We start from the raw sequence: 23,620 nt of genomic DNA, 5'->3' as shown, positions 1-23,620 counted from the left end.
TCGTTCACGCTCATCGCTTCTCCTGCCCTCCACCGGCCATCCCCGGGTCGGTGGCGAACATCTGCGAGTGGTCTTCTGGGGTCACGATCCACTCAACTCTATCGGCATCGACGGCGAGCACTCCCGGTCGGGGCAGATGGTTGTAGTTGTTGGCCAGCGAGCGGCAGTAGGCACCGGTCGACGGGACGGCGACGAGATCGCCGGCGGTGACGTCGGCACCCATGTATTCGTCGCGGACGATGATGTCGCCGGATTCGCAGTGCTTGCCCACAACGCGCACGATCGCCGGTTCGGCAGCCGAGGCCCGATTGGCCAAGGTGCAGGAGTAGTCAGCGTCATAGAGCGCGGTGCGGATGTTGTCGCTCATGCCGCCGTCGACGGCGATGTAGGTGCGGGTTCCGCTGTCGGTGCTCACCTGCTTGACCGTTCCCACTTCGTAGAGGGTGAACACGGCCGGAGAGACGATGGCGCGACCTGGTTCGATGGAGATGCGCGGGACGTTCGTGCCCAGTCCCCGGCATTCCTTGGCCACGACCGCGGCGAGCTCCGCGGCCATCTCCGCCACCGGGATCGGCGTATCCTGGCTGGTGTAGCGGATGCCGAAGCCGCCGCCGAGGTCGACATCGGGCAGATCGACGCCGTGGGCGGCCATGATCTCGGCCCGGAAGGCCAGCACTCTGGACGCGGCGACCTGGAAGCCGGAGATGTCGAAGATCTGGGAACCGATGTGCGAATGGAGTCCGTCGAGGCGCAGATGCGCCGAGTCCACGACGGACTCGGCTGCCTGGGCGGCGGTGCCGTCGGCGAGTGAGAGCCCGAACTTCTGGTCCTCGTGAGCGGTGGCGATGAAGTCATGTGTGTGCGCCTCGACGCCGACGGTGACGCGCAGCATCACCGGGGCGAGCACTCCCCTGGCCGCAGCGACGGCCTCGAGGCGGGCGATCTCGTCGAGGCTGTCGACGAAGATCCGCCCGACGCCGTAGTCGAGGGCGTATTCGAGTTCCGCGACGGATTTGTTGTTTCCGTGCAGACCGACTCGGTGCCCAGGGACTCCGGCGGCACGGGCGATCATCATCTCGCCCAGAGAGCAGGTGTCGACGCCGAGTCCGGCTTCATGGACCCAGCGGGCCACTGCTGTGCACAGGAAGGCCTTGCCGGCGTAGAAGACGTCTGCTCCGGCAAGTCCCTTCTCCGTCGAGAAGGCGCTGGCGAACGTGGTCAGGTAGGTCTCCGCCCTGGCACGGAAGTCCGCCGCGTCCATGACCAAGGTGGGCGTGCCGTACTGCTCCGCCAGGTCGGTCACGGAATGACCGGCGATGGTGAGCACGCCGTCATCGGTCTTCGTGACGTTGTCCGACCACAGACTCGGCAGCAGCGCATTGACGTCATCGGGATAGGGCAGCCACACCGGCGCCGGGCTTGCGTGCAGAGTACCTGCGATATGTGCGGGCATCAGATCCTCTCCGGTGCCGAAGCACCCAATTGTCGAAGTCCTGCGGCGAGGACGATGATGGCGGCGTGTACGAGCACAAGGCGCGAAGCATGCAGTGCGGTGATGTCGACGTCGATGGGCGGAGTCACCGCGCATCGGCTCAGCCAGTCCTCGCATGCCTCGGCCGTCTCGCACAGACTGCGAAGCAGCGGTTCGACATCGCCGAGGCGGTGCGAGCGTTTCCGCGCGGATGGAACGGCCGCCAGCGCATTGAGCAGACGGGCTTCGTTCGGATGGTCGAGACGAGCGGCGTCGGCCCCGTCCGCGGTGATCTCGGCCCTCACAGCGCGCCGACGTTCCCGACACGCGGCCGCATGTCCGCGCTGCAGCCGGTACACATCCGCGTCGTCGACGACATCGGGATCGATCGCTGCGAATCCGCTGTGAGGAGGCCGCTCTGATGCGGCTGCAGCGGGCTCAGCCCCTGATCCGGATGCGTCGTCGTCAGCGCCCGCGGCGATGATGTCGAAGGCCACTTGCGCCCGCGCGGCAGGCGCGAGGCCGATGTTGACGAATCCGGGTCCGGCCACCTCGGCGAAGGACACTGCCGGCAGTGATCGCAGCTGCGCGCACAGATGCCGGGCGAGTGCGAGTCGGTGCTCGGGTTCGGCCGCTGCCCGCAGCGCGAGCGTCGTCGACCAGTCGCCGAGTTCGGGGTGCAGCGGCGTGACGCTGACGTCCGCATCGGCCTGCGGAGACACGAGTTCCGCATCGGCCGTCGCCAAGGCGCGTGCGAGTGCGGTCTGCAGGTCTTCCGGGGTCACTCGAACAGAGTACTCGGGGCCGGTCTGCGGGGACGAATCAGGTGTCATCTTCGCTCTCATGACGAGACAGCGAACCGGTCGCACATGATGCCGGTCATATTCCTCGGTGTTCTCAGATCGCACCGGGACGGCATGCTGCGTGGCTGACGAGGAATTTCACTGCCACCGAGACGAGCACCACCGCGAATGCCGGCCACATGGCATCGAAGCTCTGGACGAGGAAGGCGAAGATCAGCGGTCCGGTGCAGGCCAGCAGATAGCCGCCGCCCTGAACGAAGCCGGACAGGGAGGCAGCGGACTCGGCGTCGCGGGCGCGCAGGGTGATCAGGGTCAGGGCCAGCGGGAAGGTCGAGATCCCGATGCCCAGCAGCACGGTCCACAGCACCGGGGCGGCCGTCGGCAGCAGCCACAGACCGATGTAGCCCACGGCCAGGCTGATGCAGAAGCCGGCGACGATGGCGTAGGCCGAGGTCATCTTCTGCGCCAGCGCCGGCAGCACGAAGCCGAGGACGAGCGGGATGGCGGTGACCAGTGCGAGCATGGCTCCGGCGAAGGCCGCATCGAATCCGGCCCGAGTGAGCAGGCTCGGCAGCCAGGTGAAGAGAATGAAGTTGTTGAACGACGTCAGGCCCGTCATCGTCATCAGCGCCCAGGCGCGTTTGCTGCGCATGAGTCGGGCCAGTTCGCTGCCGCCGACGACAGCGGCGGCGACCTCGGCGCTCGGGGCCGGCCTGATCAGGCGGATGATGATCCAGCAGACGACTCCGACGACGCCGAATCCCGCCCAGACCAACAGGGATCCGCGCCACCCGACACCGGTCGCCAGAGGGACTGCGACGAGCGGCGGGATGAACGTGCCGAACTGCAGCAGGCCGACGTGCACGGTCGACATCAGGGCGACGCGGTCGGGGAAGTACGACTTCACCAGTGGAGGGAGGACGACATTGCCGATGCCCATGCCCAGCAGAGCGAGCACACTCAGACCGAGGAACAGCGCGGGAGAATCGGTGACGGCGCGGACCCCGAGTCCGACGGCGACCATGACCATCGCCGCCGTGGTCAGGCTCAGCCCGGAGAACCGGGAGTAGAGCCGCGGGGTGAGAAAGCCGCTGAGTCCGTACAGCAGCGGCGGCAGCATGCCGATGATCGCCAGAAACGCCGCACTCAGAGGGATCTCTGCACCCATGGCGTCCAGCAGCGGCGACAGACCGGTGACTCCGGGGCGCAGATTGAATGCGGCGATGACGATCCCGACGACGATCAGAATGCGTGCGCGCGCAGAGTTCATGGGCTCTTTCCTATCAGATGCGCGAGGCTGCTCTCGTCATTGGGGTCGCTCGGACCCACGGACCTGTGCTCAGTAGTCGAGCTTGAGGCCCTCCACAGGGGACAGTCGGGCGGCGCGACGGGACGGCACCAGGGCCGAGAGGATTCCCGCCACGACCGCGACGCCGAGGATGCCGAGGAGGGAGGGGACGGAGAAGTCGACGATGAGATCCGAGGAGTAGTCGTGGGTGACGAGTCGGGTGCCCACGATGCCCAATGCTCCACCGAGGATGAGTCCGAGCAGTGCGGCCACCGACGAGATGAGCACCGCCTCCAGAGCGAGCAGAGCCCGCAGCTGGGAGATGCTCAGCCCCAGTGCTCTCATCAGTGCGTTTTCTCTGCGCCGTTCGATGACCGAGAGGCTGACGGTGTTCGAGACGCCGATGAGGGCGATGAGCACGGAGACGAAGAGCAGCGCCACAGCACCGGTGAGCAGGACGTCGATGAGCTCGGAGTAGGCGCCGCGGGCGACCGCTGAGCCGCCGACCTCGTCGCTGGAGACGTCGAGGGTTTCGGCCACTGACTGCTGGATCCGGGTGATGTCGTCGATGGCGACATCCTCGTCGAGGCGAACGAGGACCGCCGTGGTCGTGGCGGAGATGCCGAGGTCGTTGCCGACATCCGGCGTGGTGAAGAACGCGAGGCTCGACAGCCCTTCCTTGTGCACGCGCACGTTGAGTTCGTTGAGACCGCGGATCCGCACCGTCTCGTCCGGGTAGTCCTCGGGAACCACGACCTGGCCGGGGACGAGATCGGCGGCGGAATCTCCGAGCACCGTCTCCGCGGTGTCCGGATCGATGACGAAGACCGACGGCGTGTCGCCGCGATAGTCCTCGACCGCCTCGGCGCGGTGTGCGGAGACGGCAGCGGCGACTCCGGGGATCGCGCGCACGTCGTCGAGCGTATCGGCGCCGACGAGGCCCGACAGCGGGACGGAGATGTCCACCGGGTAGCGCTGGTCGAGTCCGTGGGTGAGCGTCGCCTTCGTCGACATTCCGCCGACCAGAATGGTCGCCACAAGAGTCACACCGATGATCAGCGCCGTCGCGGTGGTCGCGGTTCGGCGAGGATTGCGCAGGGTATTCAGCGTCGCCAGCTGCCCCGGCGCTCCCCAGGGACTGAATGCCACTTCGCCGACCCAGCCGACGATCGGCGGGATGATCTTCGCCGAGCTGATGATGAGCCCGGTCACGATGAGCCCACCGCCGAGGGCACCGCCGGCGATCCAGAGCTGAGTGGTCGACACGGCGTAGAGGGAGACGATGACGAGGAGCACACCAACGGTCATGAAGCCGATCCCCACCAGATCTCGGGCGCGCCTGCGGGTCGACGGGGAGATGGACACGTCGAAGGGCTGGAGCGCTTCGAGCGGGGTCACCGCAATGGCGCTGCGGGCGGGGCGGATGGTGGCGACGATCGTGAGCAGCGCACCGACCGCGACGCCGATGACGAGCGCGGACACGGGCACGGACAGAGTGTCGTAGGGGAAGTCGTCGGGCCAATAGCGCACAGCCACATCCATGAGTGCCCGACTGACGCCGATGCCGGCGAAGACTCCGAAGATCGAGCCGATGAGGCCGACGAGGAGGCCTTCGGCGACCACGGAGCTGTAGAGCTGGAGCCTGGTGGCACCGAGGCAGCGCAGCAGCGCGAGCTCGCGTCGACGGCCTGCCACGATGACGGAGAACGTATTGGACACGACGAGGACGGCGACGACGACGGAGATGCCGGCGAATACGAGAAGGAGGCCGGTCACGGCGATATTGCCGCCCGAGAGCCGTTCGGTTTTGACGGACACGGCTTCGGGGACGTCGAGGGCGTCCAAGCTGCCCTGCAGCTGCGAGGAGTCGATGACCGACTGCAGCTCCCTGCGGACCTCTGCCGGGTCAGCGCCGTCGTCGAGGGCGATCTGGATTGCGATGACATCACCCTGCTGGGCGAAGTACTCCTGGTAGCCCTCAGCGGTCGTCAGAGCCCGAGTGGCCTCGGGCAGCGCAGGGTCCAGTCCCATCTCGGCGATGCCGACGACGGTGAAGGTGACGCTGCTGTGGCTCGGACCGCGATAGATGGGCATGTCGTCGTCCCCGGTCTCCACCGGCACCGAATCGACGGTGAAGCGGACCTCGTCGCCGACGCCGATGTCCAGCGTCCGCGCCGTCCGGGTGTCGAGGACGAGGTCGGTGTCGGCCTTTGCACGGTCACCGGAGACCATGGTGAAGGGATCCAGCCGTTCATCGGCGGGCACGGGCGAGAGAGCGAAGGTGCTCTCCGAGAATCCGGTTCCCCGACCGGTGGTCACGGTCCTCGCCGACAGCGAGGCGGAGTGCACCCCGTCGATCTCGGACATGGGTTTGAGCAGCGGAGCGGCTGCGTCTCCCCCGACGAACACGTCCTGCCCCGGGATGACGCTGAGGTCGGCATGGGCGAATGAGCGCCCGACCGCGTCTTCGAGACTGCTCTGCAGGGAGGAGCTGATGATGAGCGTCGAGGCGACGAATCCCGCCGCCAGGGCGATGCCGAGGCCGATGGCGAGGAACCGGGCCCAGTGGATCCGGATCTGCGCCAGAGCGACTGCGATCACAGAGTGCTCAGTTCACTCAGCGCCGCAACCACACTCTCCCGCGTGGGGCGACGGACCTCTCCGGTGGCACGCCCGTCCTTGAGCAGCACGACTCGGCCTGCGTGGGAGGCCGCGACCGGATCGTGGGTGACCATGATGATCGTCTGACCGTAGAGGGTCGTGGCACGACCGAGCAGAGACAGCACCTCGGCACCGGCATGGGAGTCGAGGTTGCCCGTCGGCTCATCGGCGAAGATGACGTCCGGACGGGTGAGCAGTGCGCGAGCAACCGCGACCCTCTGCTGCTGACCGCCCGAGAGCTCATGGGGCCGATGTTTGAGGCGGTCACCGAGTTCGAGACGTTCGACGACCTCGGCCTTCCATTCCCGATCGATCTTCTTCCGCGCCAGGGACACGGGCAGTTCGATGTTCTGTTCGGCGCTGAGCGTGGGGACGAGGTTGAAGGCTTGGAAGATGAAGCCGACGCGGTCACGACGCAGCTGGGTGAGCTGTCGGTCGTTGAGGCGGGTGATGTCCTTCCCGCGCATGAGGATCGAGCCGGAGTCGACGCGGTCGAGGCCGGCGAGGACATGCATGAAGGTCGATTTCCCGGAACCCGAGGGGCCCATGATGGCGGTGAAGCGACCCGATTCGAAGTCGACGCTGATGTCGTCGAGGGCACAGACTGCGGTGTCTCCGCGACCGAAGCTCTTGCGCAGGTCGACTGCCCGCAGGACGATCTCGGACTCGTCCGCCGAGGCGGTGTGCCCGGTCTCATCAGCAGGTTTCGACATCGTATGCCTCACATCGCGGTTCGGGATTCGTCTCCGACTACCTTAGAGCGTGTCGGCGATGTCGACCACTCGACGAGTGATAGCAGGACCGTCCACCTCACGTGGTGAGATGGACGGCCGGTGGTGCCCGCGACAGGATTCGAACCTACGACCTTCTGCTCCGGAGGCAGACGCTCTATCCACTGAGCTACGCGGGCAACGGATGCAACTCTATCACTGCCGGGCACCGCCTCACAAAACGACACCGCGTGCAATCGGGACTCGATTGCACGCGGCGGAAGACTCTGCGAATTCGGGGTACAGCCCTGTGTCAGGCGCCCTTCATGTCCTTGCGACCGGGGACGTATTCCCAGTGCCAGAGTTCGTAGGAATTGCGCTTTGCCCAGTCCGGGTTCTCCCAGCCGTACTTGCCGGCGTTGGCCACCAGCCAGTCGTACTGCTCACCGGTGCCGGTCTGGGTGCCCGCACCGAGGTCGAGGGCCAGTCCCCATCCGTGGTTCGAGGTGCCGGGGCGAGCCGCGAAGCCGGGCTTGCGGGCGGCGACCGAGACCTGGGATTCCAGCGACCGGTAGGAATCGGTGATCGCGAGGTCTTTGCCGGTGTCCTTCTTGAAGGCGGCATTCATCTTCGCGAAGGCGACGGCGGCATCAGAGCGCAGCTTGTGGTTGCCCACTCCGATATCGCACAGCCAACCATCGGGCAGCTCGCCGTTGCTCGCCTCGCCCTTCGGAGCTTCACCGTCGCAGCCGGGCAGAACGGTCTTGGTGATGGCACGCGAGGCGGCATCGACCTTCGTCTGTTTGGCGCTCGGAGCGCCGATGGTCATCGAGGTCTTGTCGTCATCGTCGACCTTGATGTCTGCGGAGACTGACTCAGCGTTGATCGCGCGCGGCTGTGATTCGGCGGCGGTGTCGTCGACCTTGACTTCCTGGTTCCCGCTGAGGTTGCCGGCGACCATGACGGCGGCGATCGCGGTGCCGGTGACCGAGACGGTCGCCAGCGCAGAGAAAGTCGTGACCTGTCGACGACGCACCGAACGCAGCAGCGAACCGTCGGAGCCGCGGCGACCCAGCGCAGCGGCGGAGAGGCTCGATGTGTGTCCAGCGGGAGTCAGCGGCGAAGCGGCCTGCGCGGTGGCTTCCTTGGCCATCGCTGCTCTCCGCGGCGATCCTGCCGAGGCTCGAGCCTCCGCGGCCATTGCGGCTCGACGCGGGGACGGAGCTGCGTCTTCGCGGACCGGTGACGGCGACGTCACGGACTTCCTGAAGAAGATCGTCGAAACCTGCGAGGAGGTGTTCTGCTGGCGCAGGTCGCGCCGGCGGACCGGGGGCGCCTCGACGGTCGAGAGCTCACTCGACATAGTGCTCCATACTGTTGGAATCGGCTGTGCTGTGGGACCCTCTTGCGGGCGCCCGAATTGCGTATGTCACAACACTATAACGACATCGTTACAGAATGTCATCTCCAGTTCACTCACCGCGTGTGACCTGGTCATATGCAGTCAGCCGCAGGTCACAATTCACTACAGATGACCTACTGGCACGACTGCCGACCAGCGCTTCGTTATCAATCGTTACCATGCTCTGCACCCACACGGCAAGGCCGCAGCGATGGTGCGGGACGTCGGGACCTTCTGACAGCGACGGCCCCTCCGACGTCGTCTGAAAGAGCTCTTCCAACGCCGCCTGAAGGGGCCGCCGCTGGGCAGCAACCGGGGCCACTGGGCAGCCGCCGGAGCTGCTGGACTGCCCCCGGAGCCGCTGCAACAGCCCGGCAGGGCAGCGGCAGACACTTCAAGCGGCACCCAGTTCAGGCGGCAGCCGGGTCGGGTTCAGCTGCGCTGGCCGAAGCGACCCCGCTGCATGGCATCCTGAACTTCGCCGACGAGCTCTTCGAGCACGTCCTCGAGGAACAGCAGCCCGAGCACCTGCGCCTCAGCGTCGATGACTCGCGCGACGTGGATGCCGACCTTCTGCATCTGCGCCAGCGCCTCTTCGATCTCATCATCGGCGGTGACTGTGAACAGCGGTCGGAATCGTTTGCTCGGCACCGGCGCGTCGAAGGCATCGTCGGTGTCCGCGTAGAGGACGTCCTTGATGTGGAGGTAGTCCTGCGGATACCCGTCGTCGCCGACGACGAAGTACCGGGAGAACCCGGTCTTGCCGACGAGGGTGACGAGTTCGTTCGGCGTCACCTTGTCCGAGATCGTGATGAGCTCGGACATCGGAACCATGATGTCGACTGCCGTCTTGTCGCTGAACTCCAGGGCGCCCTTGAGCAGCCCGGTGTCGTCGCTGAGCAGGCCCTCGCGCTTCGATTCGGCGACGATCGATTCGACCTGTTCGATCGTGTAGGCCTCGTTGACCTCGTCACGGGCTTCGATCTTGAACAGATGCAGGATCCCGTTGGCCAGTCCGTTGAGGGGCCTGATGACGAACCCGAACACGCGTGCGAGGAACACCAGCGGTGTGGCCAGCAGCATCACGGCCTGACCGGAAGCGGCCAGAGCGAGATTCTTCGGCACCATCTCACCGATGACCACGTGCAGGTAGGTGACGACGCCGAGCGCCAGGACGAAGGAGATCGTCGACGACAGACCAGCGGAGATCCCCAGCCCCTCGAGCGGGCCGGCGAGCAGGTGGTGGATGGCCGGTTCGGCCACATTTCCCAGCAGCAGGGAGCACACCGTGATGCCGAGCTGACAGATCGCCAGCATGAGCGAGACATGCTCCATCGCGTAGAGCGCGGTCTTCGCGGCCGCTGATCCCTCGGCGGCGCGCGGTTCGATCTGGGATCTCTTCGCGGCGACCACGGCGAATTCGGCGGCGACGAAGAAGGAGTTGCCCAGCAGCAGGACGACCAGCCAGATCAATCCGAACCAATCGGAGCTCATCGGCTCTCACCTCCTGTTTCGAAGGCACTCGCGTCGGTCGCGCGCAGCACCACCCGCAGACGTTCGATGCGACGCCCGTGCATCCGTTCGACACGGATCAGGGCATCCTCGGTGCGCACTTGGTCGCCGGGCTCGGGAATCCGTCCGAGCTCCTTGAGCACGAAGCCGGCCACGGTCTCGTAATCGGATTCCTCGGGAATCTCGATCCCTATCGTCGAGGAGATCTCATCGGGGCGCAGCTGTCCGGGCACGATCCAGGACCCGTCGCGGGCCGGTCGTGCAGCAACGCGCATCCGATCGTGCTCGTCCGCGACCTCGCCGACGAGCTCTTCGACGACGTCCTCGAGGGTGACGACCCCGGCGGTGCCGCCGAATTCGTCGACGACGACAGCCATCTGCAGGCCGGCGGCACGCAGCTCCATGAGCAGCGGGTCGAGTCGCTGCGTCTCGGGGATCTCACGCACCTCGGTCATCAGTCCCCCGGCGTAGGCGTCGTCACGGTTCCCGGGCGGAACCGCGAAGGCCTGTTTGACGTGGACGACGCCGACGATGTGATCCTTGTCCTCATCGGCGACCGGGAACCGGGAGAAGCCGGTGTCGCGTGCCTGCTCGATGATTCGGCGTGCCGTGGTGTCCTTCTCCACCGTCGACATGCGGGTGCGCGGCGTCATGACATCCTCGGCGGTGCGTTCGGAGAAGCTCAGAGTCCGCTCCAGCAGATCCGCCGTCTGCTCATCGAGGGCGCCCTCTTCCGCTGAATGGCGCACCAGTGAGGTCAGCTCCTCCGGGGAACGACCGACCGAGCCCTCCTCTTGGGGTTCGATGCCCATGGACAGGAGGATCTTGTTGGCCGTGCCGTTGAGCACCGCGATGACGGGTCTGAACACGATCGAGAAGCCGTACTGCAGCGGCGCGGCGATCCGTCCGGCACCGAGGGGCACCGCGATCGCCAGGTTCTTCGGGACGAGCTCGCCGAAGATCATCGACGCGATCGTGGAGAAGATGAGTGCGATGGCCAGGGCCAGGGACGCGGAGAGACCGGGCCCCACACCCCAAGCCTCGAAGACCGGGGCCAACAGGCGACCCAAGGACGGCTCCATGAGGTAGCCTGTCAGCAGCGTGGTGATCGTGATGCCCACCTGGGCCGCAGAGAGCTGAGTGGACAGGTGGGTCATCGAGGCGCGCAGGGTCTTTGCCCCGAACACGCCGTCCTCGACGGCTTTGTCGGCCGTGTGACGATCGATGGTGAGCAGTGAGAACTCGGCCGCGACGAAGACGCCGGTGCCGAGGATGAGGACCAGGGCAAGAGCGAGGAACAGCCATTCCATCAGCGACTGACCCCGCCCTTCGGCGACCGAAGTTCAGGACATATGAAGTGACGGACCCTCACGGGGTGAGGGTCATCATCTGGGGCGCCGGCTTCCCGCCGGCCGGGACTGTCACTGTGCATGAGGTGATCTTACCAACTTCCCGACAGCGGTCGGCCCTCGTCGTAGCCCGCGGCGCTCTGCACTCCGACGGCGGCCACACGCGAGAATTCCGCGAGATCCGCGGCCCCGGCGTAGGTGAAGGAGCTGCGCACGCCCGAGGTGATTCCGTCGAGCAGGTCCTCGACTCCAGGAGATTCGGGGTCGATGTACATCGTCGACGAGGAGATCCCCTCTTCGAACAGGCCCTTGCGGGCACGGGCGAAGGCGGATTCCGTCCGGGTGCGGTTGGCCACGGCCCGCGCCGATGCCATGCCGAAGCTCTCCTTGTACTTCCGGCCTTCGCCGTCGACGAGGAGGTCGCCCGGCGACTCGTGCGTGCCGGCGAACCACGAGCCGACCATCACCTGCGAGGCTCCGGCGGCAAGTGCCAGAGCGACATCGCGGGGGTAGCGGACTCCCCCGTCGGCCCAGACATGGGCTCCGAGCTCACGAGCCGCCTCGGCGCATTCGAGCACGGCGGAGAACTGGGGACGGCCGACGGCCGTCATCATGCGAGTCGTGCACATCGCACCCGGGCCGACGCCGACCTTGACTATCTGAGCACCGGCGGCGACGAGATCGCGGACTCCGTCAGCGGTGACGACGTTGCCGGCGACGATGGGGACCCCGAGGTCCGCCGCGGCGATCGCGGAGAGCGTATCGAGCATCTTCACCTGGTGTCCGTGGGCGGTGTCGACGACGAGGACGTCGGCTCCGGCTTCGACCAGGGCGCTGGCGCGTTCGACCGCGGCACCGTTGACGCCGATGGCCACGGCGATCTTGAGCCGACCCTGTTCGTCGACGTTCGGCGCATAGATCGACGACCGCAGCAGCGACTTCGGCGTGAGCGAGCCCAGCACTGTGCCGGAATCATCGACGACGGCGGCGAATTCGGCCCGCGACTCCGTCATGGATTCGAACAGCGCCTCCAGCTGCGCATCGTCGGACCAGTCGATCTCAGAGGCGCGGACGACGAGGGCAGAGGAGTCGAGGAGTTCGGCGACCGAGGTGAACCGGTCGACGCCGCGCAGGTCGGCGGCGTTGATGACGCCTTCGAGTCGCCCCGAGGAGTCGACGACGACGCCGAAGCCGTGGGGGCGCTTCGCCAGCACATGGAGTGCATTGAGCACGGTGTCATCCGGTGCGAAGCGCAGAGCCGACTCGAAGATCGTGTCCCGGCTCTTGACCCACGAGATGGTGTCTTGGGCGGCGGTGAGGGGAATGTCCTGGGGCAGGACGGCCAGACCGCCTCGGCGGGCCATCGTCTCGGCCATCCGACGACCGGACACAGCGGTCATATTCGCGGCCACCAGCGGGGTCGTCGACCCCGTCGGATCGGTCGTGGTCAGGTCGACTTCGAACCGGGAGGTCAGGGACGAGGAATTGGGGACGAGGAAGACATCGGAGTAGGTCAGGTCACTGTTCGGGTCATTTGAGATGAAACGCATAACACTATTGTCCCTTATGTGCACATTGCAGGGCACATCGCGTTAGGCTGGGTGTTGTCGTTAAGCAGCAAGTCTTGAATCAGGAAGTAGGCGATCAACGCCGTGTCCATCAATACTCCGAACCGCACCGTTGAAGACTTCGGGTCGAACGAGTGGCTGGTCGAGGAATTGTATGAGCAGTACAAGTCAGATAAGAACTCGGTCGACAAATCCTGGTGGCCGTTCTTCGACAAGTACGAGAAGAACAGCGGCGGCGCGAAGCCGACTGCTGAGAAGCCCGCTGCGAAGCCGAACGCGAAGAAGTCGGAGCCGAAGAAATCGGACGCGAAGTCCTCTGCTCCTGCAGCGTCGCGTGAGACCTCACGTGAGACCTCCCGCGGAGTCTCGCCGTCCTCGGCCGAGTCCGAGACGCTGAAGGCCGAAACGAAGTCCGTGCCTCAGGTCGCGGTCAAGGACACCACCCCCAAGCCCGCGCCGGAGGAGACGATCACTCCGCTGCGCGGCCCTGCGAAGCTCATCGCCAAGAACATGGATGAGTCGCTCGAAGTCCCGACGGCCACCTCGGTCCGGGCACTGCCTGCCAAGGCGCTCATCGACAACCGCATCGTCATCAACTCGCACCTCAAGCGCACCCGTGGTGGAAAGGTCTCCTTCACCCACCTCATCGGTTACGCCGTCATCCGGGCGCTGCAGAACTTCCCGTCGCAGAATGTCTCCTACGACATCCGCGACGGCAAGCCCGTCATGGTCTCCCCGGCCCACATCAACTTCGGCCTGGCCATCGACGTGCCGAAGAAGGACGGCTCCCGCACGCTGCTGGTGCCCAACGTCAAGAAGGCCGAGACGCTGACCTTCCGTCAGTTCGTCGATGCCTACGACGGACTCGTCGACAAGGCGCGCAAGGGCAAGCTCACCGCTGACGACTTCGCCGGCACCACCGTCTCCCTGACCAACCCCGGCGGCATCGGCACCGTGCACTCCGTGCCCCGCCTGACCAAGGGACAGGGCTGCATCATCGGCGTCGGCGCACTCGACTACCCCGCCGAGTTCCAGGGCGCGAGCCAGCAGACCATCAACTCCCTGGCCGTGTCCAAGGTGCTGACCCTGACCTCGACGTATGACCACCGCGTCATCCAGGGCGCCGGTTCCGGCGAGTTCCTCAAGCTCGTCCACGGCTACCTGCTGGGCGAGGACGGCTTCTACGACGACGTCTTCGAGTCCCTGCGCCTGCCGTATGAGCCTGTGCGCTGGGTTCCCGACGTCTCGGCAGAGGACCAGGACGACGTCAACAAGACCGCGCGCGTCATCGAACTCATCGACGCCTACCGCACCCGCGGTCACCTCATGGCCAATATCGACCCCCTGGTCTACCGTCAGCGCTCCCACCCGGACCTCGACATCAACCAGCACGGTCTGACCCTGTGGGACCTCGAACGTGAGTTCCCCACCGGCGGCTTCGGCGCGAAGGCCATGATGCCCTTCCGCAGCATCCTCGGACTGCTGCGCGAAAGCTACTGCCGGACCATCGGCTTCGAATACATGCACATCGCCGATCCGGTGCAGCGGCGCTGGTTCCAGTCGAAGATCGAGGTGCCCCATCAGGAGCTGACCCGCTCCGAACAGGGCCACATCCTCGGTCGCCTCAATGCCGCCGAAGCCTTCGAGACCTTCCTGCAGACGAAGTACATCGGACAGAAGCGCTTCAGCCTCGAAGGCGGCGAGTCCGCGATCGTCCTGCTCGACGAGATCCTCAACCAGTCCGCCGACACCGGACTCGACGAAGTCGCGATCGGCATGGCTCACCGCGGTCGCCTCAACGTGCTCACGAACATCGCCGGCAAGTCCTATGCGCAGATCTTCCGGGAGTTCGACGGCACGATGTCGCCCGACAGCGTGCAGGGATCCGGTGACGTCAAGTACCACCTCGGCACCCAGGGCTCCTTCACCTCGCCATCGGGCAACACCACCGGCGTCTACGTCGCGGCGAACCCCAGCCACCTCGAGACCGTCGACCCGGTCCTCGAAGGTATCGTCCGCGCCAAGCAGGACCTCGTCGATCAGGGTGAGGCCGGCTTCACCGTGCTGCCGGTCCTCGTCCACGGCGATGCCGCCTTCGCCGGTCAGGGCGTGGTCACCGAGACGCTCAACCTCTCCGAGCTGCGCGGCTACCGCACCGGCGGCACCGTCCATGTGATCATCAACAACCAGGTCGGGTTCACCACTCCCCCCGCCTCGGCGCGTTCGTCGTTCTACTGCACCGACGTGGCCAAGTCGATCAACGCCCCGATCTTCCACGTCAACGGTGATGACCCCGAGGCGGTCGTGCGCGCCGCACGGCTGGCCTTCGAATACCGCCAGGAATTCAACCGTGACGTCGTCATCGACCTCGTGTGCTACCGCCGCCGCGGCCACAACGAGGGCGACGATCCGTCGATGACCCAGCCGACGATGTACTCCCTCATCGAGAAGAAGGGTTCGGTGCGCAAGCTCTACACCGAATCGCTGGTGGGCAGGAAGTGCATCACCGACGAAGAGGCCGCCGAGGCGCTCAAGGACTACCAGTCGAAGCTGGAATCGGCCTTCGCCGAGACCAAGGAAGCCGAGACCGGTCCGTACGACGGCGAAGCGTTCAACGCCCCCTACGAGCCCAGCGACATCGAGACCTTCAACGATGCCGAGACGGCCATCAGCCCCGAGACGCTCCAGCGCATCGGCGAGGCCTTCGCCGAGGTGCCCGAGGGCTTCACGGTGCACAAGAAGCTGCGGGCGCTGCTCGAGAAGCGCAAGGAGATGTCGCTGTCCGGCGGCATCGACTGGGGCTTCGCGGAGCTCATCGCCTTCGGTTCGCTGCTCATGGACGGTGTGCCTGTGCGTCTGGCCGGTCAGGACTCGCGCCGCGGCACCTTCGTCCAGCGTCACTCCGTGCTCATCGACTCGACCAACGGCAACGAGTGGACGCCGCTGCAGAACCTCACCGAGGATCAGGCCCGCTTCTGGGTCTACGACTCCCTGCTCAGCGAGTATGCGGCCGTCGGCTTCGAATACGGCTATTCCGTGCAGCGCAAGGACGCCCTCGTGGCGTGGGAGGCGCAGTTCGGCGACTTCGCGCAAGGTGCGCAGACGGTCATCGACGAGTTCATCTCCTCTTCCGAGCAGAAGTGGCAGCAGAACTCCGGTGTCGTCATGCTCCTGCCCCACGGCTACGAGGGACAGGGACCCGACCACTCCTCGGGCCGCATCGAGCGCTACCTGCAGCTGTGTGCGGAGTCCAATATGACGGTCGCCTATCCGTCGTCGGGCGCTTCGTACTTCCACCTGCTGCGGCGCCACGCCGCGACGACGAACAAGCGTCCGCTCATCGTCTTCACCCCGAAGTCGATGCTGCGTCTCAAGGCCGCGGCGAACTCGCCGGAGGAATTCACCTCGGGCAAGTTCCAGACCGTCATCGACGACACGGACGTCGATTCTTCGCAGGTCGAGCGTGTCGTCCTCGTCTCCGCCAAGCTCTACTGGGAGCTCAAGGCCAAACGGGAGAAGGACAACGATACGAAGCTGGCACTGGTGCGCCTCGAGCAGCTCTACCCGCTCGACGAGGCCGCCATCACCGCCGTCCTCGACCGTTTCCCGGCCGACGCCGAGATCGTCTGGGCTCAGGAGGAGCCGGAGAACCAGGGCGCATGGCCGTTCATGGCTCTCCACCTGCCGCAGCTCCTCGGCGGCCGTGAGGTCAGTGTCCTCTCACGTCCGGCTTCTGCCGCCACCTCGACAGGCCTCAAGCACATCCACGAGGTGCAGCAGAAGGAACTCGTCGAGCGGATCTTCAGCCGGTGAGCAGCGACGTTCCTACGACGATCGCCGTGGTCGGCGGCCCCCTGGTCGCCGGCCACGGCGATGGTCGTGGCCTCGGGTGGGTCGGTCGGGTCACGGCCAGGACGCTGCCGAGCCTGCCGGGGCTGAAGGTCTATCCGCTTGCCGTGCCCGCCGAGGATTCTGCCGGGCTCCACGCCCGCACCATCGCCGAGGCGTCGCTGCGGTTCACCCCTGAGGGTGACAACCGTCTGGTGCTGGCTCTGAGTTCGGGAGATCTCGACACCGGCCGTTCCGTGGCTCGGGCTCGTCTCGATGTGGCCAATATCCTCGATGAGGCTCTGGCCAGGAAGGTCTCGACGTTCGTCCTCGGGCCGCCGCCTGAGCACGATGGGGACCGCAACCGGCGCATCGCCGAACTCAATGCGAGCTTCTCCGACGTGGCCAAGCGGCGGGGAATCACCTATGTCGACACCTTCACTCCCCTGCTCGGCCATCCGGTGTGGCAGCGTGAGGTCGCCTCCTCACACGATCACCTGCCGGCGCAGGAAGGTTACGGCCTCCTCGCCTGGCTCGTTCTGCATCGCGGCTGGTTCTCCTGGCTGGGTGTCCAGGACGTCCTCGGCGACAGCTGAAATTCCACTTCCGACCAGTCTGAGGCAGCGCGCTGACGAGGGCTGTCGCCTCGCAGCGACTTTGCCCTGCCCCGACGATCATGAGATAATGAACCGTCTATTTAAAGGAGATCACTATGAGCAAGCGTGGCCGTAAGCGTCGCGATCGCCGCCGTAACAAAGCTAACCACGGCAAGCGTCCGAACAGCTGATATGCACTGATTCGTTCAGTGAATGACGAGGGCGGGAAGAGATTCTGATCTCTTCCCGCCCTCGTCGTCTGCAGGCTCAGACCTCAGATGCCCGGCATCGTGTTCTGCTCGAGCGCAATCCTCTGGCGGATCTTCTCGCGCAGACCCATCGGTGCCCGATCGTGGCTGCATGAGCGACGGACGAGCTCCTTGAGCAGAGCCTCGATCTCATACTCGTCGTGGCATGAGGGACACTGTTCCAGGTGCACGGAGATCTCACGGATCTCAGTTGTCGTCAGTTCGCCGTCAAGGTAGTGGTAGATGCGCATCAGAGACTCGGTCCTGACGCTTTCGCAGCACTCTTCGTCACTCATTTCGCACCTCCCTCCGGGCTCACGAACCCGCGTTCGGCAGCGTAGTCGGCAAGCATCTCCCGCAGCTGCCGACGCCCACGGTGCAGACGCGACATCACGGTGCCGATCGGGGTCTCCATGATCTCGGCGATCTCCTTGTAGGGCAGACCTTCGACGTCGGCATAGTAGACGACCATGCGGAAGTCTTCGGGCAGTGCCGACAGCGCTTCCTTCACATCGTTGTCAGGCAGATGATCGAGCGCTTCGAGTTCAGCGGAGCGACCCCCGGACGACGAGTGGCTGTTCGCCTGCGCGATCTGCCAGTCCTCGATGTCCTCGCTGCCGTGCTCCTTCGGCTGACGCTGCTTCTTGCGATAGCTGTTGATGAAGGTGTTCGTCAGGATCCGGTACAGCCAGGCTTTGAGGTTGGTGCCCGGCTTGTACTGATGGAACGCCGCATATGCCTTGGCGTAGGCTTCCTGCACGAGATCTTCGGCGTCAGCCGGATTCCGGGTCATGCGCAGAGCAGCAGCATAGAGCTGATTGACATATTCCAGAGCATCCCGCTCGAAACGCTGCGATCTCTCCGCAGCGGTTTCGGGGACTTCTTTGACTGATTCGGTCATCGCAGTCAATGGTACGCCCGTTCTCTCCAGGACGGCAGTGGCGCTCATAGACCTTCCCTTCTGCCTGTCGATTCGCGACGGGTACGGCCCGTCGAATGCCTTCACCCCTTCCAACATCGGAAGCAGGTCCCACTATTCCCCGATCAGCAGTTATGCTTGCCATTGAGATGCCCGCCACTGAAGGAAGGACCACAGTGTCTCCTATTCGCCTCATCGCACGGCCCATGTTGGCCGCCGGCTACATCCTCAACGGCGTCGACCGTCTGCGCAGGCCCGATGCCGCCGCGGCTTCGGTCGGTCCGCTGCTCAACCAGGCCCGTAAGCAGGTCGACGTCCCCATCGACGCCGTCACCCTGGCTCGGGCGACCGGTGTCGCCCAGGTCGCGGCCGGTTCGCTGCTGGCCATCGGCCGGTTCCCCCGCGTGAGCGCCACGATCCTCGTCGGCACCTACCTTCTGGACACCGTCGGCGAGCGTCTGTCGGCTGAGAAGGCAACGACGAAGGAGGAGAAGAAGGCGCGCAACGAACGCACCGTCCTCCGCACCTCTCTGCTCGGCGGTGCCCTCCTGGCCAGCGTCGACACTGCAGGGCGACCTGGCCTGTGGTGGCGCACCCAGCACGCTGCCGAAGATCTGTGGTCGAGCGTCGAAGACACGTCGAAGCAGGCCCTGAACGCCCTCGGAGTTGACTGACATCACTACGCACACTCCCCCGGTGACCGGCGACTGGCAACCGCCGGTCGCCGGTTCCGGTGTCTCTGCCTCTGTCTCCGTGCCCGGTTCGAAGTCCCTGACGAATCGCTACCTGATCCTCGCCGCGCTTGCGCGCTCCGGCTCTGATCTCAAGGGCTGGCTGCGCAGCCGCGACACGCTGCTGATGATCGAAGCGCTGCGCCGCCTCGGTGCCGTCATCGACGAAGACGGCGATCTGCTCCACATCGAACCCGTCTCTCTGCCCGGCACCGCAACCGCAGCGGACTCGCCCACCGCCGCCGAGGATCTTCCGCCGACCGCCATCGACTGCGGACTGGCCGGAACCGTCATGCGCTTCATCCCCCCGGTCGCAGCACTGACCGGCCGTGAGGTCGTCCTCGACGGCGACGAACAGGCCCGGGTGCGCCCGATGTCGGTGACCGTCGAGTCGCTGAGACGCCTCGGCGGCCAAGTCACCTCCGCCGACGGCATGCTGCCGGTGACCGTCCACGCCTCCTCACAGCTGCGCGGCGGGCACCTCGAGATCGATGCCAGCGCATCGAGCCAGTTCGTCTCCGGTCTGCTGCTGGCCGGCGCGGTCATGCCGCTGGGCCTCGAACTCGTCAACACCGGAGCGACGGTGCCCAGCCGCACCCATGTCGACATGACCCTGGAGGTCCTCCGTGACGCCGGGGTCGACGTCAGCGAACCCGAACCCGAACGGTGGATCGTCGAACCGGGTCAGCCGCGCGGACTCGACGTCCAGGTCGAACCCGACCTGTCGAACGCGGCCGCGTTCGCCGCTGCGGCGATCGCCGCCGGCGGAACCGTGACCATCGCGGACTGGCCGGCACACACCACACAGGCCGGTGACGGATTCCGGGACATCGCCGAAGCCTTCGGCGCGCAGGTCGTCCTCGACCGGCAGGGACTGCATGTCACCGGCCCCGAGGTGATCTCCGCCGTCGATCTCGACCTGTCCGCCGTCGGCGAGCTGACACCAGTGGTCTCTGCCCTCGCCGCCTTGGCCGACGGAACCTCGCAGCTGCGCGGCATCGGACACCTGCGCGGCCACGAGACCGACCGCCTGGCCGCTCTCACCCGGGAATACACAGGAATCGGCGTCGACGTCATCGAACACTCGGACGCCCTGACGATCACAGGCACCAGCGATCTGCGTCCTGCGCTGTGGCACACGTATCGCGACCATCGCATGGTCATGGCCGGAGCCATCCTCGCGCTGCGCAACGACGGGATGGTCATCGAAGACGCCGGCACCGTGGCCAAGACCCTGCCGGAATTCACCCACCTGTGGGAAGCCATGCTCACCCCCGGAGCCTGAGATGGCGAAGATCTACCGCGACGAGGACTACCGTCCCCGACCGAACCGACGCGGCTCACGTCCCCGGACGAAGACCCGCCCCGACCACAAGGACGCCGTGTCCGGACTGGTCACCGAGGTCGATCGGGGACGATACCGCGTCGTACTCGCCGATGACGACGGGAAGTTTCCGTCCTCCGCCCACCGGCAGAAGACGGCCGGGAAGACGGGACGGCGAGCCTCCTCGGTGACGGCCGTGCGCGCCTCGCATCTGCGCCGTCAGGCGATCGTGCCCGGTGATGTCGTCAGGCTCGTCGGCGACACCTCAGGCAACGAGGGCACTCTTGCTCGGCTGGTCGAGATCACCGAACGCACGACCCTGCTGCGCCGCAGCGCCGATGACACCGACCCGACCGAACGGGTCCTCGTCGCCAACGTCGACGTCCTCGGAATCGTCACGGCCACCATGGACCCCGACCCCTCCTTCGGGCTCATCGACCGCGCTCTCGTCGCGGCCTTCGACGCGGGAATCACTCCTCTGCTCATCGTCACCAAGACCGACCTGCGCTCTGCCGACGAGATCCGACAGCGGTTCTCCGCCTGCGAAGTCGACATCGTCGAATCGGCCATCGGTCCGGACCCGGGAGCAGTGGAATCCGGTACGGAGATCATGGACCGCCTCGGCGGGCGCATCAGCGTCCTCGTCGGACACTCCGGAGTCGGCAAATCCACCCTGACGAATCTGCTGGTCCCTGCCGCCGAACGCGCCACCGGGCACGTCAACGACGTCACGGGACGGGGACGGCACACCTCCTCGTCCGCCGTCTGCCTGCCGCTGGAGCACGACGGCTGGCTCATCGACACCCCAGGGGTGCGCAGCTTCGGTCTGGCCCATGTCGACCGAGAGACCCTGATCTCAGCGTTCCCCGAACTCGTCGAGGCCACCGCCGAGTGCCCCCGCGGGTGCACTCACCTGGCCGACGCGCCCGGCTGCCGCCTCGATGACTGGGTCGCCGAAGGCAAGGGGGGTCCGGGCGGAGTCTCACGTCTGGAGTCGCTGCGAAGGCTCCTGCCCACGACTGGATAGGCTATGGGCATGAACGACCTCGACTTGGCGAAAGAACTCGCCGATCTCGCCGATGCCATCAGCTTCCCGCATTTCACGGACCAGGACTTCTCCGTCGAAACCAAGCCGGACCTGACTCCCGTCACCGAATGCGACCGAGCGGTCGAGCGGGCAATTGTGAACCGCCTCGGTGAGCTCCGTCCGGATGACAGCGTCCTCGGTGAGGAATTCGGCTCTCACGGCGAGTCGTCCCGTCGCTGGATCATCGACCCCATCGACGGGACGAAGAACTTCGTCCGCGGTGTGCCCGTCTGGGCGACGCTCATCTCCCTCTACGACGGCGACCGGCCTCTGGTCGGGGTGGTCTCCGCTCCGGCTCTCGGGCGACGCTGGTGGGCGGAAACCGGTCACGGAGCGTTCGTCGAAGCATTGGGATCTGCGGCGAAGCAGATCTCCGTGTCCGAGGTCGACAGCCTCGCCGATGCATCGCTGTCGTACTCTTCCCTCTCGGGTTGGAAGGACCTCGGCATCTTCGAGGAGTTCCTCGGGCTCTGCGCATCGCTGTGGCGGACCCGCGGCTACGGCGACTTCTACTCCTATATGCTCCTGGCCGAAGGGGCGGTCGACCTCGCCTGCGAACCGGAGCTCGCCCTCTACGATATGGGCGCTCTCGTACCGATCGTGCTCGAGGCCGGAGGCACCTTCACGAACACGGCCGGAATCCCCGGGCCCTTCGGCGGAAATGCCTTGGCCAGCAACTCCCTCCTTCACGAAGCCGCGCTCGATCAGCTCGGTCGGGTTGCTCCGGAGGTGACCGCCTGATGCCGGACATCCACCGCAGCGAACTCTGGTATGACATGGCCGCTGCCGCCGGACTGACCAACGCCGACGGATCGATCGGCGAAACCATCTACGGGCAGATGACGAAGCGGGCCGCCGAACTCGGCGCGGTCAATCTCGGCCAGGGGGCGCCCGGCACGGAACCGCCCGAGGAACTCATCGCCGCGACCGCTGCGGCGATGCGCGCCGGGTTCAATCAGTACGCTCCGGGCCAAGGCTTCCCTCAGCTGCTGGAAGCCGTCGCACAGCAGCGGCAGCGGGACTTCGGACAACAGGTCGATCCAGCAGAAGTCCTCTACACCGCAGGTGCCACCGAAGGACTGACTGCCGCGACCCTCGCTCTGCTGCCCAGAGGCGGCACGGTCGTGGCCTTCGAACCGTTCTACGACTCCTACCCGGCTGCGATCACAGCGGCTGGCGGAAGCCTGCACACCGTGGCGATCCTGCCCGATGGTCGGGGCGGATTCGCCCCCGATTGGGCCGAGTTCGACCCCCTCGTCGCCGAAGTGCGCCCAGCGATCATCCTCATCAACACCCCGCACAATCCGACCGGGCACATCTTCTCGACCGAGGAGCTCGCCCACATCGGTCGGGCCGCCGAATCCGTCGATGCCTGGGTCCTCACCGACGAGGTGTACGAACAGCTGGTCCTCACTGAGTCGGCGCATGTTCCACCGGCCGTCGCCATCGACGATGCCGAGCGCGTCGTCACCGTCTCCTCTGCGGGCAAGTCGTGGAACACCACCGGGTGGAAGGTCGGCTGGGTCATCGCCTCCCCCACAGTGCGGCAGGCAATCCAGACGGTCAAACAGTTCCTCACGTTCACGGCCAGCGGCCCGATGCAGATCGGAATGGCTGAGATGCTTTCAGGTGACTCCCGGTTCGTCGCGGAGAACCGTGCCTCACTGCGCGACCGCGCCGAGGTGCTCGTTCCGGCGTGTCGCAGCGTTCCCGGTGCGGTGGTGTCGACGCCCCAGGCCGGGTATTTCACCGTGATGGACTTCGCGGAACTCACGGATCTCGATGCTTTCGAACTCAATGACCTCCTTGGCCGTGAGTTCGGCCTGATCGGAATTCCCGTACCAGCCCTGTGCCGGCCCGGCAGCCCTGCCTACGACGCCTATCGGTCCTCGATCAGATACTCGTTCTGCAAGTCAGCCTCCGACGTCAGCAAGGGCGCCGAGCTGTTCACCGCTCTCGGCAGCCAGTTGCGAGAGAATCCGGACGCGCTTCGTCGCGCGAGCTGACGGATCTGGCTGACGGACCGAACCGGTTGGCTGACGCATCTGGCTGACGGACCTGGCGAAATGGCGGATTCGGTGCGCTGACGGATTTCGGCAGCAGATCGACTGCGCGCATCGGAG

Annotated in this window: 19 protein-coding genes and 1 tRNA gene; 8 read left to right on the top strand and 12 right to left on the bottom strand. The window is 65.9% G+C overall.

The annotated features are described in order from the left end of the window. Positions 1 to 10: 10 nt before the first annotated feature. From lysA to guaB1, 10 genes are all read right to left on the bottom strand, one after another. The gene (gene lysA / locus L1F31_RS08300) at positions 11 to 1,453 is read right to left on the bottom strand and encodes a diaminopimelate decarboxylase (protein ID WP_265420173.1); all 1,443 of its coding nucleotides are present in this window, start codon (positions 1,451 to 1,453) and stop codon (positions 11 to 13) included. After that, positions 1,453 to 2,304 carry a DALR anticodon-binding domain-containing protein gene (locus L1F31_RS08295; protein ID WP_265420172.1) on the bottom strand — a complete coding sequence of 284 codons (852 nt, stop codon included), beginning with the start codon at positions 2,302 to 2,304 and terminating at the stop codon, positions 1,453 to 1,455. The genes lysA and L1F31_RS08295 overlap by 1 nt, the downstream gene beginning before the upstream one ends. A 64-nt stretch (positions 2,305 to 2,368) precedes the next feature. Beyond that, the gene (locus L1F31_RS08290) at positions 2,369 to 3,544 is read right to left on the bottom strand and encodes an MFS transporter (RefSeq protein WP_265420171.1); all 1,176 of its coding nucleotides are present in this window, start codon (positions 3,542 to 3,544) and stop codon (positions 2,369 to 2,371) included. 69 nt (positions 3,545 to 3,613) lie between these two features. Then, on the bottom strand, positions 3,614 to 6,163 hold the full coding sequence (locus L1F31_RS08285) for an FtsX-like permease family protein (protein WP_265420170.1): 2,550 nt from the start codon (positions 6,161 to 6,163) through the stop codon (positions 3,614 to 3,616). Continuing rightward, on the bottom strand, positions 6,160 to 6,936 hold the full coding sequence (locus tag L1F31_RS08280) for an ABC transporter ATP-binding protein (protein ID WP_265420169.1): 777 nt from the start codon (positions 6,934 to 6,936) through the stop codon (positions 6,160 to 6,162). Before L1F31_RS08280 ends, L1F31_RS08285 begins: the two co-directional genes overlap by 4 nt. A 121-nt stretch (positions 6,937 to 7,057) precedes the next feature. Then, positions 7,058 to 7,133, bottom strand: a tRNA-Arg gene (locus L1F31_RS08275). 113 nt (positions 7,134 to 7,246) lie between these two features. Further along, positions 7,247 to 8,296 carry a M15 family metallopeptidase gene (locus tag L1F31_RS08270; protein WP_265420168.1) on the bottom strand — a complete coding sequence of 350 codons (1,050 nt, stop codon included), beginning with the start codon at positions 8,294 to 8,296 and terminating at the stop codon, positions 7,247 to 7,249. A 471-nt stretch (positions 8,297 to 8,767) separates the two neighbouring features. Further along, positions 8,768 to 9,829 carry a hemolysin family protein gene (locus L1F31_RS08265; protein WP_265420167.1) on the bottom strand — a complete coding sequence of 354 codons (1,062 nt, stop codon included), beginning with the start codon at positions 9,827 to 9,829 and terminating at the stop codon, positions 8,768 to 8,770. Further along, entirely contained in the window at positions 9,826 to 11,157 is a 1,332-nt protein-coding gene (locus L1F31_RS08260) for a hemolysin family protein (RefSeq protein WP_265420166.1), read from the bottom strand. The genes L1F31_RS08265 and L1F31_RS08260 overlap by 4 nt, the downstream gene beginning before the upstream one ends. Positions 11,158 to 11,288: 131 nt before the next feature. Beyond that, positions 11,289 to 12,746, bottom strand: a complete 1,458-nt coding sequence (guaB1, locus tag L1F31_RS08255) for a GMP reductase (RefSeq protein ID WP_265420165.1) — start codon at positions 12,744 to 12,746, stop codon at positions 11,289 to 11,291. Between the two features lie 102 nt (positions 12,747 to 12,848). Between guaB1 and L1F31_RS08250 the strand changes: the two genes are divergently transcribed. From L1F31_RS08250 to L1F31_RS19050, 3 genes are all read left to right on the top strand, one after another. Continuing rightward, a complete protein-coding gene (locus tag L1F31_RS08250; protein WP_265420164.1) occupies positions 12,849 to 16,577 on the top strand; it encodes a multifunctional oxoglutarate decarboxylase/oxoglutarate dehydrogenase thiamine pyrophosphate-binding subunit/dihydrolipoyllysine-residue succinyltransferase subunit in 3,729 nt (1,242 codons plus the stop codon). Further along, positions 16,574 to 17,188 carry a GDSL-type esterase/lipase family protein gene (locus L1F31_RS08245; protein ID WP_265420163.1) on the top strand — a complete coding sequence of 205 codons (615 nt, stop codon included), beginning with the start codon at positions 16,574 to 16,576 and terminating at the stop codon, positions 17,186 to 17,188. Before L1F31_RS08250 ends, L1F31_RS08245 begins: the two co-directional genes overlap by 4 nt. Positions 17,189 to 17,304: 116 nt before the next feature. Continuing rightward, complete coding sequence (locus tag L1F31_RS19050) at positions 17,305 to 17,379, top strand: 50S ribosomal protein bL37 (protein ID WP_135538853.1); 75 nt, start codon at positions 17,305 to 17,307, stop codon at positions 17,377 to 17,379. Between the two features lie 83 nt (positions 17,380 to 17,462). Here the strand turns inward: L1F31_RS19050 and rsrA are convergent, their stop codons facing one another. Then, entirely contained in the window at positions 17,463 to 17,732 is a 270-nt protein-coding gene (gene rsrA / locus L1F31_RS08240; protein WP_265420162.1) for a mycothiol system anti-sigma-R factor, read from the bottom strand. Beyond that, on the bottom strand, positions 17,729 to 18,385 hold the full coding sequence (locus L1F31_RS08235; protein ID WP_429860952.1) for a sigma-70 family RNA polymerase sigma factor: 657 nt from the start codon (positions 18,383 to 18,385) through the stop codon (positions 17,729 to 17,731). The genes rsrA and L1F31_RS08235 overlap by 4 nt, the downstream gene beginning before the upstream one ends. 146 nt (positions 18,386 to 18,531) lie before the next feature. Here L1F31_RS08235 and L1F31_RS08230 point away from each other — a divergent pair, with 146 nt between their 5' ends. Genes L1F31_RS08230 through L1F31_RS08210 form a run of 5 tightly spaced genes read left to right on the top strand, consistent with a single transcriptional unit; the run spans position 18,532 to position 23,503 of the window. After that, a complete protein-coding gene (locus L1F31_RS08230) occupies positions 18,532 to 19,029 on the top strand; it encodes a DoxX family protein (protein ID WP_265420160.1) in 498 nt (165 codons plus the stop codon). Positions 19,030 to 19,051: 22 nt separating this feature from the next. Beyond that, positions 19,052 to 20,371, top strand: coding sequence for a 3-phosphoshikimate 1-carboxyvinyltransferase (gene aroA / locus L1F31_RS08225; protein ID WP_265420159.1), 1,320 nt, complete (start codon positions 19,052 to 19,054; stop codon positions 20,369 to 20,371). Between the two features lies 1 nt (position 20,372). Continuing rightward, positions 20,373 to 21,437, top strand: a complete 1,065-nt coding sequence (gene rsgA, locus L1F31_RS08220) for a ribosome small subunit-dependent GTPase A (protein WP_265420158.1) — start codon at positions 20,373 to 20,375, stop codon at positions 21,435 to 21,437. A 9-nt stretch (positions 21,438 to 21,446) separates the two neighbouring features. Beyond that, positions 21,447 to 22,238 carry a histidinol-phosphatase gene (gene hisN / locus L1F31_RS08215; protein ID WP_265420157.1) on the top strand — a complete coding sequence of 264 codons (792 nt, stop codon included), beginning with the start codon at positions 21,447 to 21,449 and terminating at the stop codon, positions 22,236 to 22,238. Further along, on the top strand, positions 22,238 to 23,503 hold the full coding sequence (locus L1F31_RS08210; protein ID WP_265420156.1) for an aminotransferase class I/II-fold pyridoxal phosphate-dependent enzyme: 1,266 nt from the start codon (positions 22,238 to 22,240) through the stop codon (positions 23,501 to 23,503). Before hisN ends, L1F31_RS08210 begins: the two co-directional genes overlap by 1 nt. The last annotated feature ends 117 nt before the right edge of the window (positions 23,504 to 23,620 follow it).

The organism is Brevibacterium spongiae (assembly GCF_026168515.1).
Lineage (GTDB): Bacteria > Actinomycetota > Actinomycetes > Actinomycetales > Brevibacteriaceae > Brevibacterium > Brevibacterium spongiae.
The sequence above is the reverse complement of the archived record's forward strand: the minus strand, read 5'-3'. Positions and strand labels throughout refer to the sequence as shown.